The organism is Candidatus Palauibacter soopunensis (genome assembly GCF_947581735.1).
In the GTDB taxonomy this organism is placed as follows: domain Bacteria; phylum Gemmatimonadota; class Gemmatimonadetes; order Palauibacterales; family Palauibacteraceae; genus Palauibacter; species Palauibacter soopunensis.
The window spans coordinates 22,117-44,318 of sequence record NZ_CANPVT010000002.1; the positions used below are offsets into that span (position 1 = coordinate 22,117).

The 22,202-nt window shown below is 70.0% G+C and carries 15 protein-coding genes; 5 read left to right on the forward strand and 10 right to left on the reverse strand.

The features are described from left to right. The first annotated feature begins 47 nt into the window (after nt 1-47). Together RN901_RS00420 and RN901_RS00425 are read left to right on the forward strand one after the other, a co-directional pair. Entirely contained in the window at nt 48-2,408 is a 2,361-nt protein-coding gene (locus RN901_RS00420) for a choice-of-anchor B family protein (protein ID WP_310754700.1), read from the forward strand. Nucleotides 2,409-2,422: 14 nt separating this feature from the next. Then, on the forward strand, nt 2,423-2,872 hold the full coding sequence (locus RN901_RS00425; protein WP_310754701.1) for a thiol-disulfide oxidoreductase DCC family protein: 450 nt from the start codon (nt 2,423-2,425) through the stop codon (nt 2,870-2,872). Nucleotides 2,873-2,875: 3 nt separating this feature from the next. Here RN901_RS00425 and RN901_RS00430 read toward each other — a convergent pair whose 3' ends face one another. Together RN901_RS00430 and RN901_RS00435 are read right to left on the reverse strand one after the other, a co-directional pair. Beyond that, nucleotides 2,876-4,705 carry an amidohydrolase gene (locus tag RN901_RS00430; RefSeq protein ID WP_310754702.1) on the reverse strand — a complete coding sequence of 610 codons (1,830 nt, stop codon included), beginning with the start codon at nt 4,703-4,705 and terminating at the stop codon, nt 2,876-2,878. 53 nt (nt 4,706-4,758) lie between these two features. Continuing rightward, on the reverse strand, nt 4,759-5,283 hold the full coding sequence (locus tag RN901_RS00435) for a lipocalin-like domain-containing protein (protein WP_310754704.1): 525 nt from the start codon (nt 5,281-5,283) through the stop codon (nt 4,759-4,761). Nucleotides 5,284-5,532: 249 nt separating this feature from the next. On the opposite strand from RN901_RS00435, the gene RN901_RS00440 reads away from it, so the two are divergent. After that, the gene (locus RN901_RS00440; protein WP_310754705.1) at nt 5,533-7,032 is read left to right on the forward strand and encodes an Nramp family divalent metal transporter; all 1,500 of its coding nucleotides are present in this window, start codon (nt 5,533-5,535) and stop codon (nt 7,030-7,032) included. 26 nt (nt 7,033-7,058) lie between these two features. Here the strand turns inward: RN901_RS00440 and RN901_RS00445 are convergent, their stop codons facing one another. Continuing rightward, on the reverse strand, nt 7,059-7,799 hold the full coding sequence (locus tag RN901_RS00445) for an ion transporter (RefSeq protein ID WP_310754706.1): 741 nt from the start codon (nt 7,797-7,799) through the stop codon (nt 7,059-7,061). A gap of 54 nt (nt 7,800-7,853) precedes the next feature. Next, nucleotides 7,854-8,288, reverse strand: a complete 435-nt coding sequence (locus RN901_RS00450) for a VOC family protein (protein WP_310754707.1) — start codon at nt 8,286-8,288, stop codon at nt 7,854-7,856. Nucleotides 8,289-8,444: 156 nt separating this feature from the next. Here RN901_RS00450 and RN901_RS00455 point away from each other — a divergent pair, with 156 nt between their 5' ends. Both RN901_RS00455 and RN901_RS00460 read left to right on the forward strand, forming a co-directional pair. Further along, entirely contained in the window at nt 8,445-10,544 is a 2,100-nt protein-coding gene (locus RN901_RS00455) for a hydantoinase/oxoprolinase family protein (RefSeq protein ID WP_310755753.1), read from the forward strand. Then, nucleotides 10,541-12,256 (forward strand): hydantoinase B/oxoprolinase family protein, encoded by a 1,716-nt coding sequence (locus RN901_RS00460; protein WP_310754709.1) that lies wholly within the window; start codon nt 10,541-10,543, stop codon nt 12,254-12,256. Before RN901_RS00455 ends, RN901_RS00460 begins: the two co-directional genes overlap by 4 nt. Before the next feature lie 6 nt (nt 12,257-12,262). Here the strand turns inward: RN901_RS00460 and RN901_RS00465 are convergent, their stop codons facing one another. The 6 genes from RN901_RS00465 to RN901_RS00490 all read right to left on the reverse strand — a co-directional run bounded on the left by RN901_RS00465 (nt 12,263) and on the right by RN901_RS00490 (nt 22,183). Then, nucleotides 12,263-13,837 (reverse strand): amidohydrolase family protein, encoded by a 1,575-nt coding sequence (locus RN901_RS00465; protein ID WP_310754710.1) that lies wholly within the window; start codon nt 13,835-13,837, stop codon nt 12,263-12,265. 33 nt (nt 13,838-13,870) lie between these two features. Beyond that, nucleotides 13,871-14,851: a 2-dehydropantoate 2-reductase gene (locus RN901_RS00470; protein WP_310754711.1), complete on the reverse strand. Its 981-nt coding sequence runs from the start codon at nt 14,849-14,851 to the stop codon at nt 13,871-13,873. A 34-nt stretch (nt 14,852-14,885) separates the two neighbouring features. After that, nucleotides 14,886-16,424, reverse strand: coding sequence for an acyl--CoA ligase (locus tag RN901_RS00475; protein ID WP_310754713.1), 1,539 nt, complete (start codon nt 16,422-16,424; stop codon nt 14,886-14,888). 73 nt (nt 16,425-16,497) lie between these two features. Beyond that, nucleotides 16,498-18,279, reverse strand: a complete 1,782-nt coding sequence (locus RN901_RS00480; RefSeq protein ID WP_310754714.1) for an ankyrin repeat domain-containing protein — start codon at nt 18,277-18,279, stop codon at nt 16,498-16,500. After that, nucleotides 18,279-19,670 carry a DUF1552 domain-containing protein gene (locus tag RN901_RS00485; protein WP_310754715.1) on the reverse strand — a complete coding sequence of 464 codons (1,392 nt, stop codon included), beginning with the start codon at nt 19,668-19,670 and terminating at the stop codon, nt 18,279-18,281. Before RN901_RS00485 ends, RN901_RS00480 begins: the two co-directional genes overlap by 1 nt. After that, nucleotides 19,670-22,183 (reverse strand): DUF1592 domain-containing protein, encoded by a 2,514-nt coding sequence (locus RN901_RS00490; RefSeq protein WP_310754717.1) that lies wholly within the window; start codon nt 22,181-22,183, stop codon nt 19,670-19,672. The genes RN901_RS00485 and RN901_RS00490 overlap by 1 nt, the downstream gene beginning before the upstream one ends. Nucleotides 22,184-22,202 lie beyond the last annotated feature (19 nt).

Below are 22,202 nucleotides of genomic sequence, written 5' to 3' on the forward strand. Positions count from 1 at the left end.
CGCTGCGTGCGTGAACTTCGGCAGACGAAATCTCGGGAGAGAACCTCATGAATCGGCGAACCCTTTTCTTCGCGGGTCCTGCTTTGGCGGCGGGTCTGGCGCTGGCGGCGCCCCAGGTCGCGGGCGCGCAGCAGTTCGGCGGCGCGCTGGCCGTGAGCGGCGACCAGGTGCTGGTCGGCGAAGCGGGCAACGGCACGATGTCGGGAATCGTGTGGGTCTACGGCCGGACGGCCTCGGGCTGGGCCGAGACGGGGCAAGTGACGGTTTCCGACGAGACGCGGGTCCCGGACGGGTTCGGACGGGCCATCGCCGTGCGGGGAGGCTGGCTGTGGGCGGGCGCGCCGCTCGAAGCGGACGGGGCCGGCGCGGTCTACGTGTTCCGATCCGACGGGACGGGCGGCTGGGGGCAGGTGGCCCGGCTCGAGGCGCCGGAGGGCGCGCGGGCGTTCGGGAGCGCGATCGCGCTGACCGAGGGCGTCGCGATCGTGTCTTCCCCCGCGGCGGATGACGGACGGGGGGCGGTGTTCTCGTACGCCGTGGGCCCCGACGGGGCCGCGTCGCCGGGTGCGGCGTTGCGGCGGACGGAGGGCGTGGCCACCGAGGGGTTCGGTGCGACGGTGGCCCTCGATGGCGAGACGCTGCTCGTCGGCACGCGGGAGTCCGGTGATGCGCCACCCGTCGTGTTCGCGTTCGAGCGCGAGGGTTCGGCGTGGACGGCGACCGGGACTCTCGAAGCGCCGTCGCTCCAGGAGCGCAGCGGATTCGGCGCCTCGCTCGCCGTGCGCGACGGCTTCGCGCTGGTCGGCGCCCCGACCCTCAGGGAGAGCGGCGGGGCGGTCTTCGCCTTCTCGCGCGGAGCCGGGGGCTGGGCGATGGAGGCGCGCCTCGGCCCGCTCCTGCCCGAACCCAACGCTCAGTTCGGGTCTTCTCTTGGCTTCGACGGCGACGACATCCTCATCGGGGCTGCGGGCAGCGCCATGGGCGCCGGCACCCTGTACGCCTACCGGCGCGATGCCGAGGGGCAGTGGCGCGAGGCTTCCATCCTTCTTCGCTCCCCGCTAGGCGAGCGCTCCGGCTTCGCCGGCGCGGCCGCGCGATCCGGCGATCACCTCGTCATCGGCGCGACGGGGCTCGACTCCGGCGCCGGCGCCGCCGTCGTCTACGAACGATCCAGTGCCGGCTCGTGGGAGGACGGCGGTATCCTCGTCAACGACTACCGCGGCTTCCCCGCCATCGCCGGCGAGGAGATCGAGTGCACCGAGGGGCAGGCGGATGTCTTCGAGTGCCGGGACGTGAACATCACCGCATTCATGCCGATCAAGGACCTCGGCGGCACCCGCGCCACGCGCGTCAACGACATCTGGGGCTGGACCGACCCGGAGACGGGTCGCGAAATCGCGATCGTCGGGCGTACGGACGGCACGTCCTTCGTCGACGTCAGCGACCCCTACCACCCCCGCTTCCTCGGCGACCTGCCCGCCACGGAGGGCTCGCGGCACATGATCTGGCGCGACATCAAGGTGTATCGCGACCACGCCTACATCGTCGCGGACGCGGCCCTCGAACACGGCGTGCAGGTGTTCGACCTGCGGCAATTGCGCGACGTGGGCGCGGAACCCGTGACGTTCGAGGAGACGTTCCTCTACGACGGGATCCACTCGGCTCACAACATCGTCATCAACGAGGAGACCGGCTTCGCCTATGCCGTCGGGAACAGCGGCGGAGGCGAGACCTGCGGCGGCGGCCTCCACATGATCGATCTCGAAGACCCGGCCCAACCCGTGTTCGCGGGCTGCTTCGCGCAGGAGGGGACGGGACGCCGGGGCACGGGCTACGTGCACGACGCGCAGTGCGTCATCTACCGCGGCCCCGACGCCGAGCACGCCGGCAAGGAGATCTGCCTCGGTTCGAACGAGACGGCGTTCAACATCGCGGACGTGAGCGACAAGGACGCGCCGGTCGGCCTCGCCACGATCGACTATCCGAACGTCGCCTACGCGCACCAGGGCTGGCTCACCGACGACCACCGCTACTTCTACATGAACGACGAGGGGGATGAACCCCAGGGTCTCGTGGAGGGGACGCGCACGCTGGTGTGGGATGTTACGGATCTCGACGACCCGATCCTCGTCACCGAATACATCGCGGAGACGACGGCCACCGACCACAACCTCTACATCGTCGGCGACCTCATGTACCAGTCGAACTATTCCGCGGGCTTCCGCGTCCTCGACATCTCGGACCCGGAGAACCCGGTCGAGATCGGCTTTTTCGACACCTCGCCGTACCAGGGCGGCGCGTCGTGGAGCAACTACCCCTACTTCGCGAGCGGGACGATCGCCGTGACGGGGACCGGGGACGGGCTCTTCCTGCTCAAGAACATGGCGAGACCCCGCCTCGTGCCGTGAGCTGAGGACGACGCGTGCCCGCCGATCCGGGCTTCGAAGGCCGCCCGATCGTCCTCTTCGACGGCGTCTGCAACCTGTGCGCGGGCGCCGTCCGCTTCATCATCCGTCGCGACCGGAGCGGCCGCTTCCGCTTCGCCTCGCTCCAGTCCGACGTGGGGCGCCGGATCCTCGCGGCGACCCAGGTAGACCCCCCCGGACCCGGCGAGCCGCCGCGGTCGCTGGTTCTGTTCGCGGGGGGAAAGGTCTACCGCAGCAGCACCGCCGCGCTGCTCATTCTGGCGGGGCTCGGGCGCGCCTGGCCGTTCGTCGCGACGCTCCTCGTCATCCCCTCCCCGCTTCGCAACTTCGTCTACCGCTTCGTAGCCCGGAACCGCTACCGCTGGTTCGGGAAGGAGACGGCCTGCGAACTGCCCCGGAGCGAGGAGGGTTGGCGGTTTATCGACAACCTGAGGCGCGTGCCCTGATCTCTACGGGGCGCCGCGCTCGTGGACGACGCGGCCGCCGACGATCGTGTACAGCGCCTCGGCCTCGAGCAGCCGCGCGGGATCGTTCCGGCCGGCCTCGACCAGGTCGACGTCGAACACGGCGATATCCGCCAGCTTGCCGGGCGTCAGGGTGCCCTTGATGTCCTCCTCGAACGAAGCCCAGGCCGGGTTTCGCGTGTAGGCCTCGATCGCCTCCTCGATCGTGAGCCGCTGCTCCGGGAACCAGCCCTCGGCCGGCTCGCCGGTGAGCGTCTGCCGACTCACCGCCGCGTACAGTCCGTACCTCGGATGGAGGAAGTAGCGGGCCGCGTTCGTCCCGGGACTGTCGCTCCCGAACACGAGCACCGCCCCCGCGTCCTTCAGGGAGCGGAAGGCGTACGCGCCGCGGGATCGCCCGCCGATCCTCTCCTCCATCCACCGCATGTCGTCCGAGATGTGGTACGGGTTCACCTCCGCCACGAGGTTGAGTTCGCCGAAACGGTGGAAGTCCGCCTCCTCAACCACTTGCGCGTGGATCATCCGCCACCGGTGATCCGCTTCGATCATGTCGTGCTCGCTCAACACGGCCTCGAACAGGTCGAGCAGGATCTTCACTGCCTTGTCGCCGATCGCGTGGATGTGGGGCGGGAGGCCCGTGGGCACCGCCTCCTCCATGAGCCGCTGGAGGTTCCCCTCCGGGAACTCGGCGTAGTTCTGGCCGCGTGTCAGGGAGAGGGCGAGGCCATCGATGCCCTCGGGAAGCATGATCTGGCGCACGATCCCGAAGTTGCCGGGCGCGTGGTCGTACTGCTCGTAGAACATCGCGCTGGAGCCGCCCATGATGCCGTCGACCCAGGCCTTGTAGCCGATGAAGCGGAGCCAGTCGTCGCCGAAGCCGCGGGTGATCCCGAGCCCGCCGGTGTGGGTCACGTTGTCGAGCGACGGACGGATGTTGATGCGGGCGGTCAGCTCGCCGCGGGCGTGCAGTTCCTGGTAGGCGCGGAACTGCTCGGAGGAGGTGATGTCCTGGATCGTGGTGACGCCGCCCTCGCGGGCCTCCTGGAGCACCGCGCGGACCTCGGTGAGGCGCTGCTCGAACGACTTGGGCGTGATGGCGGCCCGGACGAGGTCGACGGCGGAGCCCGTGAGGATGCCCGTGACCCGGCCGTCCTCGTCCTTCGCGATCATGCCGCCGGGTGGCGACGGCGTGGCGTCCGTGATGCCCGCCATGTCGAGCGCGAGGCTGTTCGCGAGGTACACGAAACGGTCGAAGCGGTTCACGAGGACGGGGTGATTCGGGGTCACGTCGTCGATGAGGTCGCGGTGCGGCGTGAACGGCCCCCCGGCACTCTGAGCGCCGCCCTCCCCTTCGCCGCCCTCCCCTTCGCGGCCGGTCGATCCCACCTCCCACTCCTCGTAGGCGCCCCAGTCGCCACGCGTGATCCAACTGCCGGGCGCCAGACGCTCGGCCGCGCGCGCGATTTCCTCGCGGAAGCCGTCCGGTTCGTGCACCTCGAGCAGGTTCACGCCCACGATCAGGGCCCCGGTGCTCTCGACGTGCACGTGGCCGTCGTTGAAGCCGGGTGATACGAACGCCCCATCCAGATCGATGACGCGGGTGTCCGGTCCCACGAGCGCCTCCGCCTCCGCGTCCGACCCGACGACGGCGATGCGCTCGCCGCGGATCGCGACCGCCTCGGCGGCGGGCCGCTCATCGTCGAGCGTATACACGTCTCCGTTCAGGAGGACGAGATCCGCCGGCTCCTCGGGTCCGCTTCCTCCGCAGGCCGCCACGAGTGCCGTCGCCGCGGCCGCAAGTATCCATGTTCTCATGTTTCGTCCCTGGATCGGTGTTCGGGGGCTCCGGAGCTTGGGGGCGCCGGCGTTCAGCGGGCCGGGATGCGTTCCCACACGAGCGTTCCCACCGCCCCCCCTCCGCGCGCGGGGTCCGGTTCGGTGCTCAGGATCAGCCGGTCCGGCCCGTCGAAGGTGAACGCGCGCGGCCGGTCCGAGCCGACCCAGCTCGGCAGCAGCGCGCCTTCCACGTGGTGCGTGACGACACCCGCCTCCATATCGACGCTGTAGTCTCCGTAGTAGGAGAAGAAGCCGCCCAGGATGGCGTCGCGCATCTCCTGGCCGTCGGCCTCGGCGGCGTCGGGGAACTCCCGCCCCACCTGCATCAACTGCGCGGACATGCGGCCGTCGGCCGTATACGTGATCTGGCCGGCGGGATTCCCGTCGTAGGGCAGCGTCACTTCGCCTGCCGGCGAGCGGCTCTCCCACGAGGCGAGCGACCACGCCCCGACAAAGGGGTTGTCCGCTTCGGCGGCGGGATCCGGGGCACAACCCGCGGCCAATGCCAGGGTCAGCGCGCACCAGACGCCGCGCACCGGGGGATGGATCGCAGACATTCGCACCTCCGCTTCGCTGGGCCGCGCGTGGTTCTCAAGGGCCCCGGAACGATAGGCCCGGCCCCGGCGTCTTTCCACCGTAGCGTTTTCCCGCAACGTTTGACGGCCGCGTCCCCGCGGGGGCGTTCGAGCGTTCGACCGCACGCGGATCGCGGACCCTCTCGGCAGGGGGCGATGTCCCTTGTACCTTCCGTGTCCGGCCTGAAAGGCACCGGCGTGAAGCAGTGGTCCCTGAACAGGAGGCCCGGCTTGTCCGATCGCGAATCGATGGCCGACGACGGATTGAACCCGGAGGATTTCACCCTCCCGTCGCTCCGGCCGCGCGATCTGCTCGCTCACTTCGGCCCCGGGCTGATCCTCATGATGACGGGGATCGGAACGAGCCACGTCGTGACCGCGCCCACCGCCGGGGGCCGGTTCGCCTACGCCCTCCTCTGGTGCCTGCCCGTCGCCTACGTCTTCAAGTACTACGGGTTCGAGATGGCCTTCCGGTTCACCAACGCCACCGGGAAGAGTCTCCTCGAGGCCTACGCCACGGCACGCTGGAAGTGGCCGCTCTGGTACGTGATGGTGACGACGCTCATCCAGTGCGCGATCGGCCAGGCGGGGCGTCTGATCGCGGCGGCCGCCGTGCTCTACTACCTGTTCAGCGAATACCTGGGTCTTCCCGTCCCGCTGGAAGCGTACGCGGCGCTGCTCGGCGTGCTCTCCGTCGCCATCATCCTCCGCGGCAGTTACAAGGCCGTGGAGAACACCACCAAGGCGCTCGCGGGCGTCCTGGTCCTTTCATCGGTCGCGGTCTACATCGTCCAGCCGGCGCCGCTCGCCGAGATGGGGCACTTCTTCCTCTTCGAGATACCGGACGGGTCGTGGCTCGTGATCGCGGGCTTCCTCGGCCTCCTGCCGACCGGCATCGACGTCTCGCTGCAGGCGTCGGAGTGGGGGAAGGCGAAGCGCGCGGGCATGAGCAAGGTCCGGCCCCACCTCGAGGCGACCGGCGTCGTGCCTCGCTTCGACCCCTTCACCTCGCCCGCTTCCGATCTCGCGGTCGATACCGCGCGGCTCTCCTCGCATGCGCGCGAATACTGCCGGCGCTGGTTCCGGATCGGGCTGTGGGATTTCCGGACCGGCCACGTCGTCTCCTTCGTGCTCGCGGCGATCTTCGTCCTGCTCGCGGCGGTGTGGCTCTATCCGAGTCCGATCGAGGGACGCGCCGTCATGGGAGAGATCGCGGGCATCTTCACGCTCAGCGTGGGGCCGGGGATGATGATGATCTTCATGCTCGGCGCGCTCGCGGCCACCTATTCCACCGCCTTCAACTACTTCGACGGGTGGCCCCGCATCGTCGGCGCCTGCTGCCGGAACCTCTTCCGCACGACGGCGCGCCTGCACGGGATATCGCCCGAGGATCGGGCCGATCCGGAACGGCGGCGGACCTGGAACTCCGAGTACAACATCTACCGGCTGACGATGTTCTACTCGCTCATCGCTTCGGTCCTCTACATCACGTTCGACCCGCGCCCCGTGTTCCTCGTGCTCGTCGCCTCGGCGCTCGCCTTCTTCGTCGCGCCCGTGATCTACTTCTTCAACCTCTATTTCTGCCTGAAGGTGATCCCGAAGGAGGACGACCTCTTCTACCCGTCGTGGTTCGCGCGATGGTTCGGAGGACTGAGCCTGTTCATCTTCACGGGCCTGTGCGGCATTCTGATTTTCGCGCGCGTGTTCCGGATTCCCCTGTTCGGCGCGTAACTCGACGCCAGCTCAACGCTCGTAGCTCAGCTCTCGGGTTCGGGCCGCCCGGCCCGCCGTTCATCATCCACCGCCCGTGACATGCCCGTCGCGACGAGTCCGGCGGGCACGGCCACGATCCCCATCCCGCAGATCAATATGATGAAGGTGAAGATTCTGCCGCCCACGGTGACCGGGTAGGCGTCCCCGTACCCCACAGTCGTCAGTGTCACGACCGCCCACCACAGGCTGTGGAACACGGACTCGAACTTTTCGGGCTGGGCCTCGTGTTCGAAGTGATGGATGCCGAGAGCCGCGATATACAGCAGCACCAGCGTTGCGAAGAGGAACACCAGCGCTTCGTTCCGCGCGTATTTCACCGCGGTCGCCAGCCTCGTCACGGCCGTGCTGTATCGCGCCATTTCGAAGAGCCGGAATACACGGAGCAACCGTAGTCCGCGAACCGCCCGCAGGTCGATTCCGACAGACAGGAGCGAGAGGTAGAACGGAAGAAAAGCGACGAGGTCGACGATGCCGTAGAAGCTGCGGACGTAGGACCATTTGTGCTCGGCCGCGACAATCCGCAGGACGTATTCGATGGTAAAGAGAACGACGATCACGATTTCACAGACGGCGAGCGCCGCCCTCCACGCGGGGGGCAGCTGGTGGAGGGTGGAGAGCGACATCGCCACGAGGGAGGCGATGATGAGGAAGAACACGCACTTGTCGAACCAGCGGCCGGACCCGGGGCCCGAGCCCTCCACGATATCGCGTATGTTGTCGCGCACGCCCATCGGCCACTCCGGATTGGAGTTCAGCCTACGTTCGCTATGTCGGGTCCGCTATCCGCGGAGGCGCTGCACGAACCACCAGTAGTGCCCCTCGACGTCCCGGGTCTCGTAGCTTCGGTCGGACCAGTAGTCCTCGCCGTAGTCCTGGGTGGCCGGTTCCGTCGTGATGGCGGCGCCGGCCGCGCGCGCCCGCTCGCAGTGCGCGTCCGCGTCGTCCACGTAGACCATGAGCGACTGCGTGTTCGCGCCGTCCACGTTGCGCGGAGATCGGGGGTAGGTCCGGCCCGGCGTGAGCCCCGCCTGTCCGACCATGATGAGGCCGCCGTTCAGCGAGAGCTGGGAATGCACGACCTGTCCCTGCTCGTTCTCGATTCGCTCCCGCACCTCAAAGCCGAACGCGTCCGCCAGCCAGTCGATCGCGGCGCCGGCGTCGTCGTAGAACACCGCGGGGGTGATCCTCGGCCAGCCCCTGGGTGGATCCTTCATGGGTACCTCCTGGCAGCCCGTGGCAAGGCCCTGCTGCGTTCGGGCGGGACTTGCACATCGTCAAGCTCCCGAATCTGATGCAGTCTGCCGTTCCGGGCGACAGCCCGCCGGCGGCGGGACGGTGTCCGGGGCGGGCGGGATGGTTACGTGAATCGTATGAAAGGCGCACGGATGGGAATCCGCGTCGGCGTGGATGTCGGCGGCACCTTCACGGATGTGGTCCTGCTCGGGGACGACGGGCGGATGGTGGCCCGCAAGGTCTCGTCCACGCCGGAGGACTACAGCCGCGGGATCGCGGAGGGCGTGGCCGCCGCTCTCGCCGACTGCGGAGCCACACCCGGCGACGTCGCCTCGGTGGTCCACGCCACGACCGTCGCCACCAACACCATCCTCGAACAGAAGGGCGCGAGGACGGGCCTCATCACGACGCGGGGGTTCCGCGATGTGCTCGAGATGCGGCGGCTGCGCATTCCCGTCATGTACGACCTCCAGTACGAGAAGCCGGCGCCGCTCGTGCCTCGACGCCTGCGGCGGGAGGTGGACGAACGCCTGGGTCCCGATGGGACGGTGCGCCGGGAGCTGGATGCGGCGAGTCTGGACGCGGCCGTGGCGGAACTGCGGCGCGAGGGGGTGGAAGCGGCGGCGGTGAGCCTGCTTCACGCCTACGCCAATCCGGCCCACGAGCGGCAGGTCGCGGGCCGCCTTCGGGAGGCGTTCGCGGACGGCCTCTATGTCACCTGCTCCTCCGACATCCTGCCGGAGATCCGGGAGTACGAGCGGACGAGCACCGCCGTCGTGAACGCCTACATCGGACCCGTGGTCCAGCGCTACATGGAGACGCTGCTGGACCGGCTGCGGGATCTGGGGGTCGATTGTCCGGTTCACATCATGCAGTCGAGCGGCGGCGTCATGTCCGTCGAGGCGGCCGGGCGCAAACCCGCCTGCATGGTGGAGTCCGGGCCCGCCGCCGGCGTCATGGCCTGCGCCCGCCTCGCCCGCGGCACGGGGCTCGACAACCTGATCTCCTTCGACATGGGCGGCACGACGGCGAAGGCTGCCATGGTCGAAGGCGGCCAGGCGGCCAAGACGACCGAGTTCGAGGTGGGCGGCGGCATCAACCTGTCGAGCAAGCTGATCAAGGGCGGCGGCTATCCGGTCAAGCTCCCCTTCGTCGACGTCTCCGAGATCGGCGCGGGGGGCGGCAGCATCTGCCGGGTCGACGGCGTGGGCCACACGAGCGTGGGCCCGCAGAGCGCCGGCGCGGTGCCCGGTCCGGTGTGCTACGACCTGGGCGGGGTGGATCCGACGCTCACCGATGCGCTGGTCGCCATCGGCTACCTGAACCCGGACTACCTGGTCGGCGGAAGTCTGCCTCTGAACACGGCGAAAGCGCTCGCCGTCCTGGAGGACAAGGTGGCCGGACCCCTGGACCGCCCCGTGGCGGAGGCCGCTCACGGGGTGCTCGCCCTCGCCTGCGCCACCATGACCCGGGCCGTGAAGGCGGTCACGACCTACCGTGGACGGGACCCGCGGGACTTCGTGCTCGCGGCCTTCGGCGGCAACGGGCCCGTGCTCGGCGTGGAGATCGCCCGCGCCCTGCAGATCCGCCGGGTCCTGGTGCCGCCGGTGCCGGGCGTGTTCAGCGCCATGGGTCTGCTCTATTCGGATGCCGAGCAGGAGTTCGTCCAGACGGTCATGATTCGCGCCGAGGGCGCCGATCCGGACACGGTGGCCGCGGCCTTCGACAGCCTCGAGGCGGAGGCCCGGGAGGCCATGGTGGCTGACGGCTTCTCCGCCGAAGCGGTGACGGTGGAGCGCCTGGCCGACCTGCGCTACGCGGGGCAGGCCTACGAACTCACGGTCCCCGTCGCACCGGGCGCACCGGACCTCCGGGCCATGGCGCGAGCCTTCGACCGGGAACACGAGCGCACCTACGGGCATCCATCGGAGGGCGACCCCGTGGACCTGGTGAACGTGAAGGTGCTGGCCCGGGTCGCCGTGGACGCGGCCGACCCGAACCGCCGCCTGCTGCCTCCGCCGCCCGCGACGCTCGGCGCGCCGCGCGACGTCTACTTCGGACCCGCGGACGGCACCCTGGAGACGGCCGTCGTGGCGCGCACGGATCTCACGGCGGACTGGACCGAGGGGCCGGTAATCGTGGAGGAGTACGACGCCACCTGCGTGGTGCCGCCCGGCTGCCGGGCGCGGCTCGACGCGCTCGGTAACATCGACATCGCCGTGGACACCCGCCCATGACCCGACACCCGCCCATGACCCGGAAGATCGATCCCATCACGTTCGAGGTCGTGCGCAACGCGCTGTCGTCGATCGCCGACGAGATGGCGCTGGTGGTCCTGCGGAGCGCCTACTCGCCGGTGGTGCGGGATGCCATGGACTACTCCACGGCCGTTTGCGACCGCCACGGACAGGTCGTCGCCCAGGGGCTGACGCTGGCGGTTCAGCTCGGTTCCTTCCCGGACGTCATGGAGGTGTTGCGGCGCGAATTCCGCGACGACATGGCCCCCGGGGACGTCTTCATCTGCAACGACCCCTACGGCTCGGGCGGCCAGCACCTGCCGGATCTGTACGTCATCAAGCCTCTCTTCGTGGACGGGGCGGTGCGCGGGTACGCGGCGACGATGGCCCATCACAGCGACGTCGGCGGCATCGCGCCCGGGAGCGTCGCCATCCACGCGACCGAGATCTACCAGGAAGGCCTGCGGCTGCCGCTGCTCAAGCTCTACGAGGCGGGGGAGCCGGACCGGAAGCTGTTCCGCGTCATCGAGAAGAACACCCGCTCCCCCGTCCAGGTGCTGGGCGACCTGCGGGCCCAGCTCGCGGCCTGCCGCATCGCGGAACGGGGATTCGGCCAGCTCGTCGATCGATACGGCGTGACCGAACTGGAGGCCTACCTCGAGGAACTGCACGACTTCGCCGAAACGCGGATGCGTGCCGAGATCGCGCGCATCCCCGACGGCACCTACCGGTTCGTCGACTGGATCGACGGTGTGGGCGACGATCCGGAGCCGCTCCCCATCGCCGTCACGGTGGCGGTGGAGGGGGACGAGATCGCGCTGGACTTCGGCGGCTCGGCCGGTCAGGTCCTGGCCGCGATCAACTGTCCCATGGCCATGGTCCGCTCCGCCGCCTACTGCGCGATCCGCTGCCTGGCCACGGACGACATCCCGAACTGCGAAGGCTACATGCGCCCGATCCGCATGAGCGCGCCGGCGGGCACCATCGTGAACCCCGTGGAGCCCGCCGCCTGCGCCGCCCGGGGCGTGATCGGCTATCGGGTGTTCGACGCGATCATGGGCGCGATCGCCGAGGCCGTGCCGGAACTCGTCATCGCCGGCTGCGAAGGGGGCCCGACGCTGTTCTCGGTCGGGGGCCACCACGAGGGGAAACCGTTCGTGCTCACCGAGGTCCTGGTCAGCACCTGGGGCGCCCGCGCCGCGCGGGATGGCGTGGAGGGCATCTCCAACCCCGCGGCCAACCTCTCGAACCAGCCCGTCGAGTTGATCGAGGCGGAATTGCCGCTGGAGGTCACCCGGTACGGACTGGTCCCCGACTCGGGCGGCGCCGGCAAGCACCGGGGCGGCCTCGCGTCGGTGCGGGAGTTCCGCTTCCTCGCCGAGCGCTCCGAGTTCACGATCCGCACCGACCGGCGCGACCACCCGCCGTACGGCATCGCCGGCGGCGGGCCGGGCGCCGCCTCGGCGAACACGCTGATCGACTGCGACGGAGAGCACGAAGTGGCGACAATGCCCATGAAGAGCTTCATCGCGAGGCGGGGCGACGTTTTCCGCATGGTGTCGGCGGGGGGCGGCGGCTACGGCGACCCGCGCGAGCGCGACCCGGCCGCCGTTCTGGAGGACGTGCGGGAGGAGAAGCTGACGCGTGAAGCCGCCCGTGACCTCTACGGCGTCGTCATTGCCGGCGGCCCGGCGCCGGAGGCCTCCGACTGAGCCGGCCTACGCCCTCTTTCGCAGCACCGCGCCGGCCCGTTTGCCGGTGAGTGCGCCGTCCCGAAGCGTGACGGTGCCGTTGACGACCACGTGGCGCATGCCGGTCGCGATCCGGTTGGGCTGGAAGGTCGTGCCGGTGTCGGCGAAGGTCTCCGGGTCGAACACGACGACATCGGCGCGCATGCCCGGCTTGAGCAGGCCGCGATCCGAGAGGCCGACGATTTCCGCCGGCTGGCCGCTGAGCCGGTGGATCGCCTCCTGTGGCTTCAGGCGGCCGGTCTCGCGGACCATGAAGCGCCAGAACCACGAGGCCCAGGTGTAGGCGCCCATGAACGAGGCGCCGGCCAGCGGTCCGTCGGGGGCGAGCGCCGTGGCATCTGAAGCGGGCACGCAGAGGTCGTGGGCGAAGACCTCCTCCTGCTGATCCTCCTCGTAGGCGCGGAGGAGCACCATGGGAGCCTTCCCGGCTCCCGCGCTGTCGAGCAGCAGGTCGCAAGCGGCGTCGAGGGCGGTGGTGTCCCGGCGGCGCGCGATCTCCTCGAAGTCGAGACGCGCCATGTCCGGCCAGACCTCGTCGTCCACGAGGTAGATCCGGCCCCAGTCCCCGAGCCCGGTGATGATGGACTTGTGGTCGCCGATCTGCGCCCGGACTTCAGGCGTCTCGAGCAGCCTCACCTGCTCCCTCGGACTCGCGTTCAGCACCCGCGGGGGGAGCATCGCATAGAGGAAAGTCAGGCCGTACAGCCGCGTGTGCATGTCGAAGGCGACGTCGTCGCCCGCCGCTCTGGCCGCATCCACCAGATCGATGCAGCGGTTCGTCTGGTCGAGCCCGCTTCGGGGCGCGAGGTGTGAGACCTGGAGCCGAATTCCCGCGTTGCGAGCCGTGCGAATCGCTTCGGCCACCGCCTCGTCGGCGCGGTCCTCGCGCTCCCGGGTGTGGGTCGCGTAGAACCCGCCACGCCGGGCCGTGACCCGCGCCAGCGCGGTGATCTCCGCCTCACCGGCACCCTGCTCCGGCGCGTACTCCAGGCCGGTGGAGTAACCCCAGGCACCCGCCTCCAACCCCTCCTCGAGCAGCCGCGTCATGGCCGTGACTTCGGCGCTCGTCGCCGGACGGGCCTCCAGTCCGAGCGTGGCCAGGCGCAGCTGTCCGTTCGGGACCAGGGTCAGAACGTTGACGGCCGGTTCCACCTCCTCGAGCCGCTCCAGGTAGGCGGCCGGGGAGGACCAGTCCAGCGGCAGGCTGCCGTCGAAGCCATAGATGATGCGGCTCGAAAGCTCCGGGTCCCTGATCGGAAAGCAGCCGTGGCCGCAGTTCCCGATCACCTCCGTCGTCACTCCCTGGTGGATGGCGCTGACCGCCCGCGGGTCCACCAGCAGCGTGTAGTCGGAGTGGCTGTGCACGTCGATGAAGCCGGGCGCCACCGCGAGACCGCCGGCATCCAGTTCCATGGGCGCTTCCGCTTCCACGTCGCCCACGTCGACGATGCGGCCCGCCCGGACCGCCACGTCCGTCCTCGCCGGCGCAGCCCCCGTCCCGTCGAACACCAGGCCGCCGCGGATCATCAGGTCAGGGTTCATCGCATCCGGCAGTCCGTGGCAAGACCTCGACAGCTAGTCCTGAGGATAGGCGCCGGCGACGCGGGCGCGCTGGCGGACGAGGGCGAGGATCACGTCGATCGTTGGGGTGGGCACATCGACCATGCGCCCCATCTCCTGGACGGCCGTGACGAGGGCGTCGATCTCCATGGGACGGCCCTTGTCGAGGTCCTGCAGCATCGACGTGCGGTGCGCGCCCACGGCCTCGATCCCGTTGATCCGCCGCTCGATGTCGATCGAGAAGCGGGCGCCCAGGGCTTCGGCGACCGCCTGCCCCTCGAGCATCATCGTCTTCGCGACGGCGCGCGTGTCGGGGTCTCGGGCGATCGTGTCCACGGTCTCCTGCGTGAGGGCGCTGATCGGATTGAAGGCGACGTTCCCCCACAGCTTCACCCACATCTCGTTCCGGATCCCCCGGACCGGGGCCCTGAATCCGGCTTCGATGAACGCGCGCGCGAGCCGCCGCACGCGTTCGGTCTTCTCGCCGCTGGGTTCGCCGAGCGTGAACCGGTTGTACTTCAGGTGCCGGATGACGCCCGGTTCCGACACCTCGCTGGCCGCGTACACGACGCAGCCGATCACGCGCTCCGGACCGATCCCATCCCACTGCACGCCGCCGGGGTCGAGGCTCTCGAGGCGCCGATCCCGCCACGGTCCCTCGAGTTCGTAGAAGTACCACCACGGGAGACCGTTCGTCGCCATGACGACCGCCGTGTCGGGCCCGAACAGGGACTGCATCGGCTCCACGATGTGGGGGACGGAATGCGCCTTGAGCGTGACGATCACGTAGTCCTGCGGCCCCACCTGCGAAGGATCGTCCGTGCAGACAGGGTGCGCGACGCGCTCCTCGCCGTCGATCAGCAGCCGCACGCCGTGTTCCTGCATCGCCTTCAGGTGGGGGCCGCGCGCGATGAGCGTGACGTCCTGGCCCGCCAGCGACAGCTGCGCGCCGAGGTATCCCCCGATCGCGCCGGCCCCGTAGATGCAGATCCGCATCAGCGGCCCGCCCGGCTCCCGTGGGCCGCGCGGCTCATGTCAGGCCGAGCTTCTCGGCCATGCCGATGCGCTGAATCTTGCCGGTCGGACCCTTGGGGATGTCGTCCATGAGGAGGATCTTGCGCGGGACCTTGAAGTCGGCGAGCCGTTCCGCCGCGAACGCCTGAAGTTCGCGGGGCGTCGCCTCCATCCCCGGGCGGAGCACCGCGGCCGCCGCGATTTCCTCGCCCAGCTTCGGGTGCGGCGTCGCGAACGCCACGACCTGACGCACGGCCGGGTGGTCGAGGATCGCCTCGTCGATCTCGCGCGGCGAGATCTTCTCTCCCCCGCGGTTGATGATCTCCTTCAGACGACCCGTGATCGTCACGTAGCCCTCGTCGTCCATCACGCCCTGGTCCCCCGTCCGGAACCAGCCGTTGGTGAAGGCTTCGGCGTTCGCGGCGGGGTTGTTCTCGTATCCGTCGCTGACGTTGGGGCCGCGGATCACGATCTCGCCTATGTCGCCCGCCGGCAGGAGCGTCCCGGCCTCGTCCATAACCGAGACCTCGGGGCCCGCGGCGATCCCGACGGTGCCCGGCTTGCGGGCCGCGGGCGGAAGCGGGTTGCTGGTCATCTGGTGCGCCGCCTCGGTCATCGCGTACGCCTCCAGCACCGGGGCGCCGAACGCTTCCTCGAGTTCCGCCATCACCTGCGGCGGCAGGGCGGCGGAGGCCGAGCGGATGAAGCGCAGCGGGTTCTGCTCGATCACCTCCCGGTTGCGCGCGGCCCGCGCCACGATCGCCTGGTGCATGGTGGGGACGGCCGTGTAGAAGGTGGGCCGCGCCTCGGCGAGCCACGCGAAGAAGCGGAGGGCGTTGAAGCCGGGAGTGCAGAAGATCGATCCCCCGACTCCGAGCGGGGCGAGGACCGCCGCTATGAGTCCGTGGATGTGGAACAACGGCATCACGTTCAGGCAGCGGTCGTCGGCCGTGAGCCGCAGGGTGTGGCTAACGTTGACTGCGGAGGCGCACACGTTCCGGTGCGAGAGCGGCACGATCTTGGGGCGTGACGTCGTCCCCGAGGTGTGGAGGATGAGCGCGACGTCGTCCTCCTCGGCCCAGCCGCCCGAGGACCCTTCCCCGCCGGAGTCGGTTTCCCCGGACTCCTCCGGCACGAGTTCGAACGCCCCGGCCGGAGCCTCGGCGTCCGTCTGGAGTTCGAGGATCGGTATCCCGAGGCCAACGGCCGCGGCTCGCGCCGGGGAGTCGCTTCCCGCTTCCAGGATGAGCGTCTTCGCGCTCAGGTCGGAAAGATAGAACTCGTACTCGGGCTGCCGGTAGGCGGGATTCAGCGGGGCCGCCGTGGCGGCGCACGCCACGGCGACGAAGGCGGAGGCCATCTCGGGTCCGTTGGGGAGGACGATCGCGACGCGATCGTTCCGGCCGATGCCGAAGCCGTTCAGCGCGGCGACGGTGCTCGCCACTTGGCGGCGGAGACCGTCGAAGTTCAGCGGCTCGCGTCCGGGCGCCGCGATCGCGGGACTCTCCCCCGAACTGCCCGCGAGCAGTTCTCGGACGGTAACGGGATTTGGCATGGTCAGGTCAGGCCGGCCTGATGTCGCCGGGCTTGGTTGAAGGTTCTCGGCACGGACCGTCGATGGCGTGCGGTCAGCAGGAGACGCAGCGGTGGTTGTTCTTCGCCCCGAGGCTCTCGAGGAGGGCGATCGTCTCCGGGAACGGCTGCACGCGCTGAACCGGCCCATTGGCCAGGTCGACGGTCGTCTGCCCGTTGCGGGCCACGAGCGTCACGTCGGCGCCCCGCTCGACGAGATAGAGGATCATCTCGTTGTCGCCGCGCGACGCGGCGTGGTGGGCGGGCGTGTACCCGTTGTGGTCGCGCGCGTTCACGTCGGCGCCGAGTTCCTCGACGAGGAACTTCATGGCCGGCAGCCAGCCGTCCGGCACGTGGCGGTGGGAATTGCCGGCGAATCCCTGCCCGTAGCCGACGCCGGCCGCCGCATGGATGGGGTGGACCGCCGGCCCCCCGACGGGAATCGGATCGAGACCGGAGTAGTCGATGTCGTCTCCGCCACGGCCGTAACGCCGCTCCGGAACCTTCGCCGTCGGGGTCGCGGGATCGGTTCCGTACTCCAGGAGCAGCTTCATGGCCTCGATGTCGAGCGCGTGCGCGGCGCGCCAGAAGGGTGTGGCGCCAGTGCGGTCGACGCCCAGCAGGTCCCGGTTGTACGTCGTGAACCAGAGCGACTTCTTCAGCCGGGGGTTCGGGTCGACGCCCGCTTCGAGCAGCGTCCGCATCACGTCGAGGTACGACCACTCCTGCTGGTGTACATCCGTGGGCTGCGGATGCCGGGCTTTCGGCGCCCAGTGCATGTTGAGCGCGGCGTAGAGCGGGGTGGCGCCGGCATCGCTCCGGAGGTTCGGGTCGGCGCCGCGCGCGAAGAGTTCCATCGCGAGGTCGAAGTGCCCGTTGATCAGCGCGATGAGCAGCGGGGTCGTGTCGTCCGCGGCGCTCCGCTGGTCGATGTCCGCACCCTTGTCGAGCAGGGCGAGCGCTACGTCGCGGTGGCCTTCGCGGGCCGCGAGCAGCAGCGCGGTCAGCCCTCCGTGCGTGCCGACGAGGTCTGCGTAGTTGCCCAGGCAGCCGGAGCAGGTGGGCTCCTCGGGGTCCTCGAGCCGCACGGGCTGGAGGCCGGGGCCGGGGCCGGCGGCGGGCCTGGGGGCCGCTTCGCGCGGTGACGGGGCCGGCGGCGCGCGGCCCGCCCGGAGCGCCGCCACGCGGGCATTGCGTTCGCGGCGGTCGAGCTGGTCCCACGCGTCGCGCGCCACGATGTCGAGTACGTACGCGGTGGGCGAGAAGTCCGCCCCCGCGTCGACGAGGGCGTCCACCGAGCCGGCTCGGCCCGCCGCCGCGGCGAACATGAGGGGCGTCTGGCCCCACTCGGGCTCCCGGGCGTCCGGATCGGCGCCGTGGCGCACCAGCGCCTCGATTGCACCGGGCGACCCGGCGGCGGCCGCGAAGTGCAGCGCGGTCGCGCCGGTCGACGTCGCGGCGCGCGCGTCGGCTCCCGCTCCCAGCAGCGCCTCGACGAGCGGCGCGTGCGCCGCCCGGCTCGCCACGTGGAGCGGCGTGTGCCCGCCCAGCCGCGTGCCCGCCTCGAGATCCGCGCCCGCCTCGATCAGCACCCCGGCCACGTCGAGCCGCCCCTTCATCGCGGCCCAGTGGAGTGCTGTCATGCCGTCGCCCCGCGCGGCGTTCACGTCTTCGCCCGCGGCGAGCAGCGACCGCACGGCGGCCAGATCGCCGCGCATGGCCGCATCGGCCACCGGAGCATCCGGCCCGCCCGGCCCCACCGGCGACCCGACCGGGGCGGCGGCGCCGAGCGCGAGCAGCGCCGCGGCCGCGAAGACGATCGATAGTGCGCGCCGCATCAGTCCGCCGTCTCCGCGAAGGAGAACGTCCCGGTGCTGTTCCCGAAGCTCGTCACATCGTCCATCCCGAGCCGGTGCATGAGGCTCAGCATCACGTTCGCCATCGGCGTCCCGGGCGCGGCCCGCAGGTGCTGGTTGCCTTCCATCCTCCCCTGCGCGCCGCCCACCACGAACAGCGGGCACCGTTTGTGATTGTGCACGTTCGGGTCCCCCATCGGCGACCCGTAGATGATCATCGTCTTGTCGAGCAGGTGCGTGTCCCCCTCCATCGACTCCTTCAGCCGGTCGAGGAAGTACGGAACGAGCCCGACGTGGTAGCGGTTGATCTGCGCGAAGTCCGTGATGTTGTTCTCGTTGTCGCCGTGGTGCGACGCCGGGTGGAAGCCCCTGTCGATTCCGCTCTCGGGATAGACCCGTCCCGACGCGTCCCGCCCCATCTTGAACGAGAACACGCGCGTCATGTCCGCCTGGAACGCGAGCGCCTGCAGGTCGAACATCAGCTTCACGTGCTCGTCGAACGAATCGGGCACGCCCGCCGGCGCCTCCGGCAGATCCCGGTCTTCTCCGGATTCGTTGCGCGCCACCACCCGCTGGATGCGGCGCTCGATCTCCCGCACGTTTTCGAGGTAGCGGTCCATGCGCTGCCGGTCGGACGGATCGAGCCGACCCCTGAGGCTCGCGACTTCACCGGTGAGGAAATCGAGGATGCTGGCGCTCGAACGCTGCCGCGCCGCGCGCGCCTCCGGCGTCCCGCCGGCCCCGAAGAGCTGGTCGAACGCGACACGCGGATCCCGGATCATCGGCAGCGGCTGCGTCGGCGACGACCAGCTGATCGTGTCCGTGTACACGCACGCGTACCCGTACGCGCAGCCCCCGGCCTGGTCCACGTTCTCGATGCAGAGCTGCATGGACGGGATCGGCGTGTCCTGCCCGAAGCGGTGCGCGTAGAGCTGGTCCAGCGACGGTCCTACGAAGACGTCCGAGCTTTCCGTCTGCTTCGGGTGGGCCTGCGTGAGGAACGTGGCGCTCGACCGGAAGTGGTCCCCGCCGATCTCCTTCGGCTTCGTCGCCTCGGCGGGCTCGACGTCGGTGTCGCTGATGATCGTGAGATAGTCGCGGTAGGGCTCGAGCGAACTCAGCGCAGTCGGCGACAGGTCGAAGCCCCGGCCGGTGGCCGCCGGCGACCAGTAGTTCTGCGCCGCCCCGAACCCGCTGCTCCCCGCCGAACCATGCACCATCTCGATACAGACGAGCCGCGTCGGATCCGCGACCTCGCGCGCCCACAGCCGGCCCGCCGGGACCATCGCGTCGAGGAACGGCAGGGCGACGGTCGCCCCCGCACCCCGAAGGAACGTCCGGCGAGAGAGGTGCTTCCCTGTGATGAACTCCATCAGTCCTCCTGGGATCCCTGGCTTTCACCCTCCATGTCGTCGACCACGGCCTCGGTCCCCTTCAACCGGAACGCCGGGCTGTTGACCACGCCGAGGATGAACGCGGACATGCGGTGGTCCTGTTCGGCGGCCTGCCGCGCAATGGACCGCACGGTCGGCATGTCGTAGTACTCGACCCGCCGTCCCAGCGCGTAGGCGAGCAGGTTCTCCGTGAACGCGCGCACGAGCGGCACCGGCCGCGCCAGAAGCGCCGCGCGCAGATCCGCCGCGCTCGTCACCGGCGTGCCGTCGTAGAGTTCGCCCTGCGCGTCGATCGGCATCCCGCTGTCCTTGATGCGCCGCGCCCCCGTCCCGTCGAAGTACTCCAGCGCGAGACCGATCGGGTCGATCACGCGGTGGCACGAACGGCAGGCCGGGCTCGCCCGGTGCATCTCCAGCCGCTCGCGCACCGTGAGCAGACGGCCCTCCTCGGCCTCCGGCGTCGCCTCCAGGTCGGAGACGTCCGGCGGGGGCGGGGGCGGAGGCGTCCCGAGCAGCACCTCCATCACCCACTTCCCGCGCAGGACCGGCGAGGTCCGGCTCGCGTGCGAGGTGAGGGTGAGGATGCTGCCGTGCCCCAGCACGCCGCGGCGCTCGGGTTCCGAGATCTCGACTCTCCGGAAATCCGTTCCGGTCACGCCCGGGATGCCGTAGTGCCGCGCCAGGCGCTCGTTCACGAACGTGTAGTCGGCCGTCAGCAGTTCGAGCAGGCTGCGGTCTTCCTGCACGATCGTGTGGAAGAGCAGTTCAGTCTCGCGGTGCATCGCCTCTTTGAGCTGCTGGTCGAAGTCCGGATAGAGGCGGACGTCCGGGTTCATGCCCTCGAGGTCCTGCAGCCGGAACCACTGTCCCGCGAACCGCGTGGCCAGGGCTTCGGCGCGCGGATCGCCCAGCATCCGGCGCACCTGCGCGTCGAGCGCGACCGGGTCCGAGAGCCGGCCCTCCGCGGCGGCTGCCAGCAGTTCGTCGTCCGGGCCCGTCGCCCAGAGGAAGAAGGAGAGCCGCGAGGCGAGATCGTAGTCGTCCAGCGCGTACACCCCGTCCGCTTCGCGCGCAGGGCGTTCCTCAAAACGGAACACGAAGTGGGGGCTGGCGAGAATCCCCTCCAGCGCGAGGCGAATCCCCTCCTCGAAACCGCCCGCATCCGCTCCGGCGCGGTACAGCGTCATGAGCGCGGCGAGGTTGTCGTCCGTCAGCGGCCGGCGGTAGGCCCGCGTCCCCAGCCGCGAGAGGATCGCCTCTGCGCACGAGGCCTCGTCGTTCGGCGCGGAGGGGCGGCACGAGAAGACCCGCTCGCGGCTGGGCGTGGAGGACATCCCCGCGGGCGCGAACGGCCCCGTGACCGCGAGGTCGCGCAGGTGCGGCAGCGTCGTGAACCCGTACGCGTCTGTGATGCTCGTGCTCGCGATCGACCAGTCGTGCGGGGACATCAAGTCCTGCGACGGCCCCTCGAAGGTGCGGATGAAGGCGGCCGCCACGCGGTGCGGCCCCGCCTCGATGAAGACGGGCTCCGTCCGCAGGTTCACGCCGTCCGGATCGGAGACGTGCATCCAGCGGTCGATGTCGAGCAGCGCGACCCGTTCGCCGTCGATCGAGATCTCGATCCGTTCGGGTTCATCCGTCGTGTGCAGCGCCCCCTTGCCGTTCCCGAACAGGGCCCCGGTCGTCTCGTGATGGAAGGAGGCGCGGAAGACGTACTCTCCATCGGCCGGGAAGTTGTGGTCCACCGCGACGCCGCCGCGGCTCCCGTACGGCGTGCCCTCGACGTGCTCCGCCTGGGAGGTCCAGCGCGACACCCGGAACGTGGCTTCGCTCGGGGTGACCTCCGGATCGCCGATCGCGAGCCGGCTGATCTCGCTCGCCGCGCGCAGATACCCGTCCATCAGCGTCGGGGAGAGCAACTGAACGTCGGCGATGTTGTCGAAGTTCGCGCTCTTCGTATCGAGCGGCAGATAGTCGCCCGCATCGATGTCCAGGTCGAGGAGATCGTAGATGGAGCGCGAGTACTCGGCCCGGTTCAGCCGCTGGAAGGTCCGCCGCCCCGGGTTCGGGCTCGCCTCCCACGCCGCGTCGAGGCGGGACTCGAGGACCGCCGCGAGCGTCCGCAGGCTGTCAGGTGTCGGACGGCGCACGCCGACGGGCGGCATCATCCCGGCCCGCAGCTTCCGCACCATCCGCTCCGCGATCACCGCATTGTCGGCGGCCGAGGCCGCCTCGAAGGTCTCGAGCGACATGCCCCCGCTGACGCGTCGGGGGTTGTGGCAGCGCATGCACGTTCCGGCGACAACGGCTTGCGCGACTTCCGCGGAGAGCGTGTCGACGGCGGGAGCCGAGGTCGGCGGGGTCAGCTGTGTGATCGGCTGCGGCCAACTTGTCGGGAGATGCTCGGTGCCCCGCGCCCCGTCGGCCTCCTGACCGACGGCGGGACTCGGGAGAACGCCCGCTGCAACCAGCAGCAGAAGCGATGTTCGCATGGCCGAAGCCTCTTCCGGG

Excerpts from the sequence above, each read along its gene's own strand:
- RN901_RS00420 (WP_310754700.1), top strand. The coding sequence starts at position 48 with ATGAATCGGCGAACCCTTTTCTTCGCGGGTCCTGCTTTGGCGGCGGGT.
- RN901_RS00430 (WP_310754702.1), bottom strand. The coding sequence starts at position 4,705 with ATGAGAACATGGATACTTGCGGCCGCGGCGACGGCACTCGTGGCGGCC.
- RN901_RS00435 (WP_310754704.1), bottom strand. The coding sequence starts at position 5,283 with ATGTCTGCGATCCATCCCCCGGTGCGCGGCGTCTGGTGCGCGCTGACC.
- RN901_RS00450 (WP_310754707.1), bottom strand. The coding sequence starts at position 8,288 with ATGAAGGATCCACCCAGGGGCTGGCCGAGGATCACCCCCGCGGTGTTC.
- RN901_RS00455 (WP_310755753.1), top strand. The coding sequence starts at position 8,445 with ATGAAAGGCGCACGGATGGGAATCCGCGTCGGCGTGGATGTCGGCGGC.
- RN901_RS00460 (WP_310754709.1), top strand. The coding sequence starts at position 10,541 with ATGACCCGACACCCGCCCATGACCCGGAAGATCGATCCCATCACGTTC.
- RN901_RS00465 (WP_310754710.1), bottom strand. The coding sequence starts at position 13,837 with ATGAACCCTGACCTGATGATCCGCGGCGGCCTGGTGTTCGACGGGACG.
- RN901_RS00470 (WP_310754711.1), bottom strand. The coding sequence starts at position 14,851 with ATGCGGATCTGCATCTACGGGGCCGGCGCGATCGGGGGATACCTCGGC.
- RN901_RS00475 (WP_310754713.1), bottom strand. The coding sequence starts at position 16,424 with ATGCCAAATCCCGTTACCGTCCGAGAACTGCTCGCGGGCAGTTCGGGG.
- RN901_RS00480 (WP_310754714.1), bottom strand. The coding sequence starts at position 18,279 with ATGCGGCGCGCACTATCGATCGTCTTCGCGGCCGCGGCGCTGCTCGCG.
- RN901_RS00485 (WP_310754715.1), bottom strand. The coding sequence starts at position 19,670 with ATGGAGTTCATCACAGGGAAGCACCTCTCTCGCCGGACGTTCCTTCGG.
- RN901_RS00490 (WP_310754717.1), bottom strand. The coding sequence starts at position 22,183 with ATGCGAACATCGCTTCTGCTGCTGGTTGCAGCGGGCGTTCTCCCGAGT.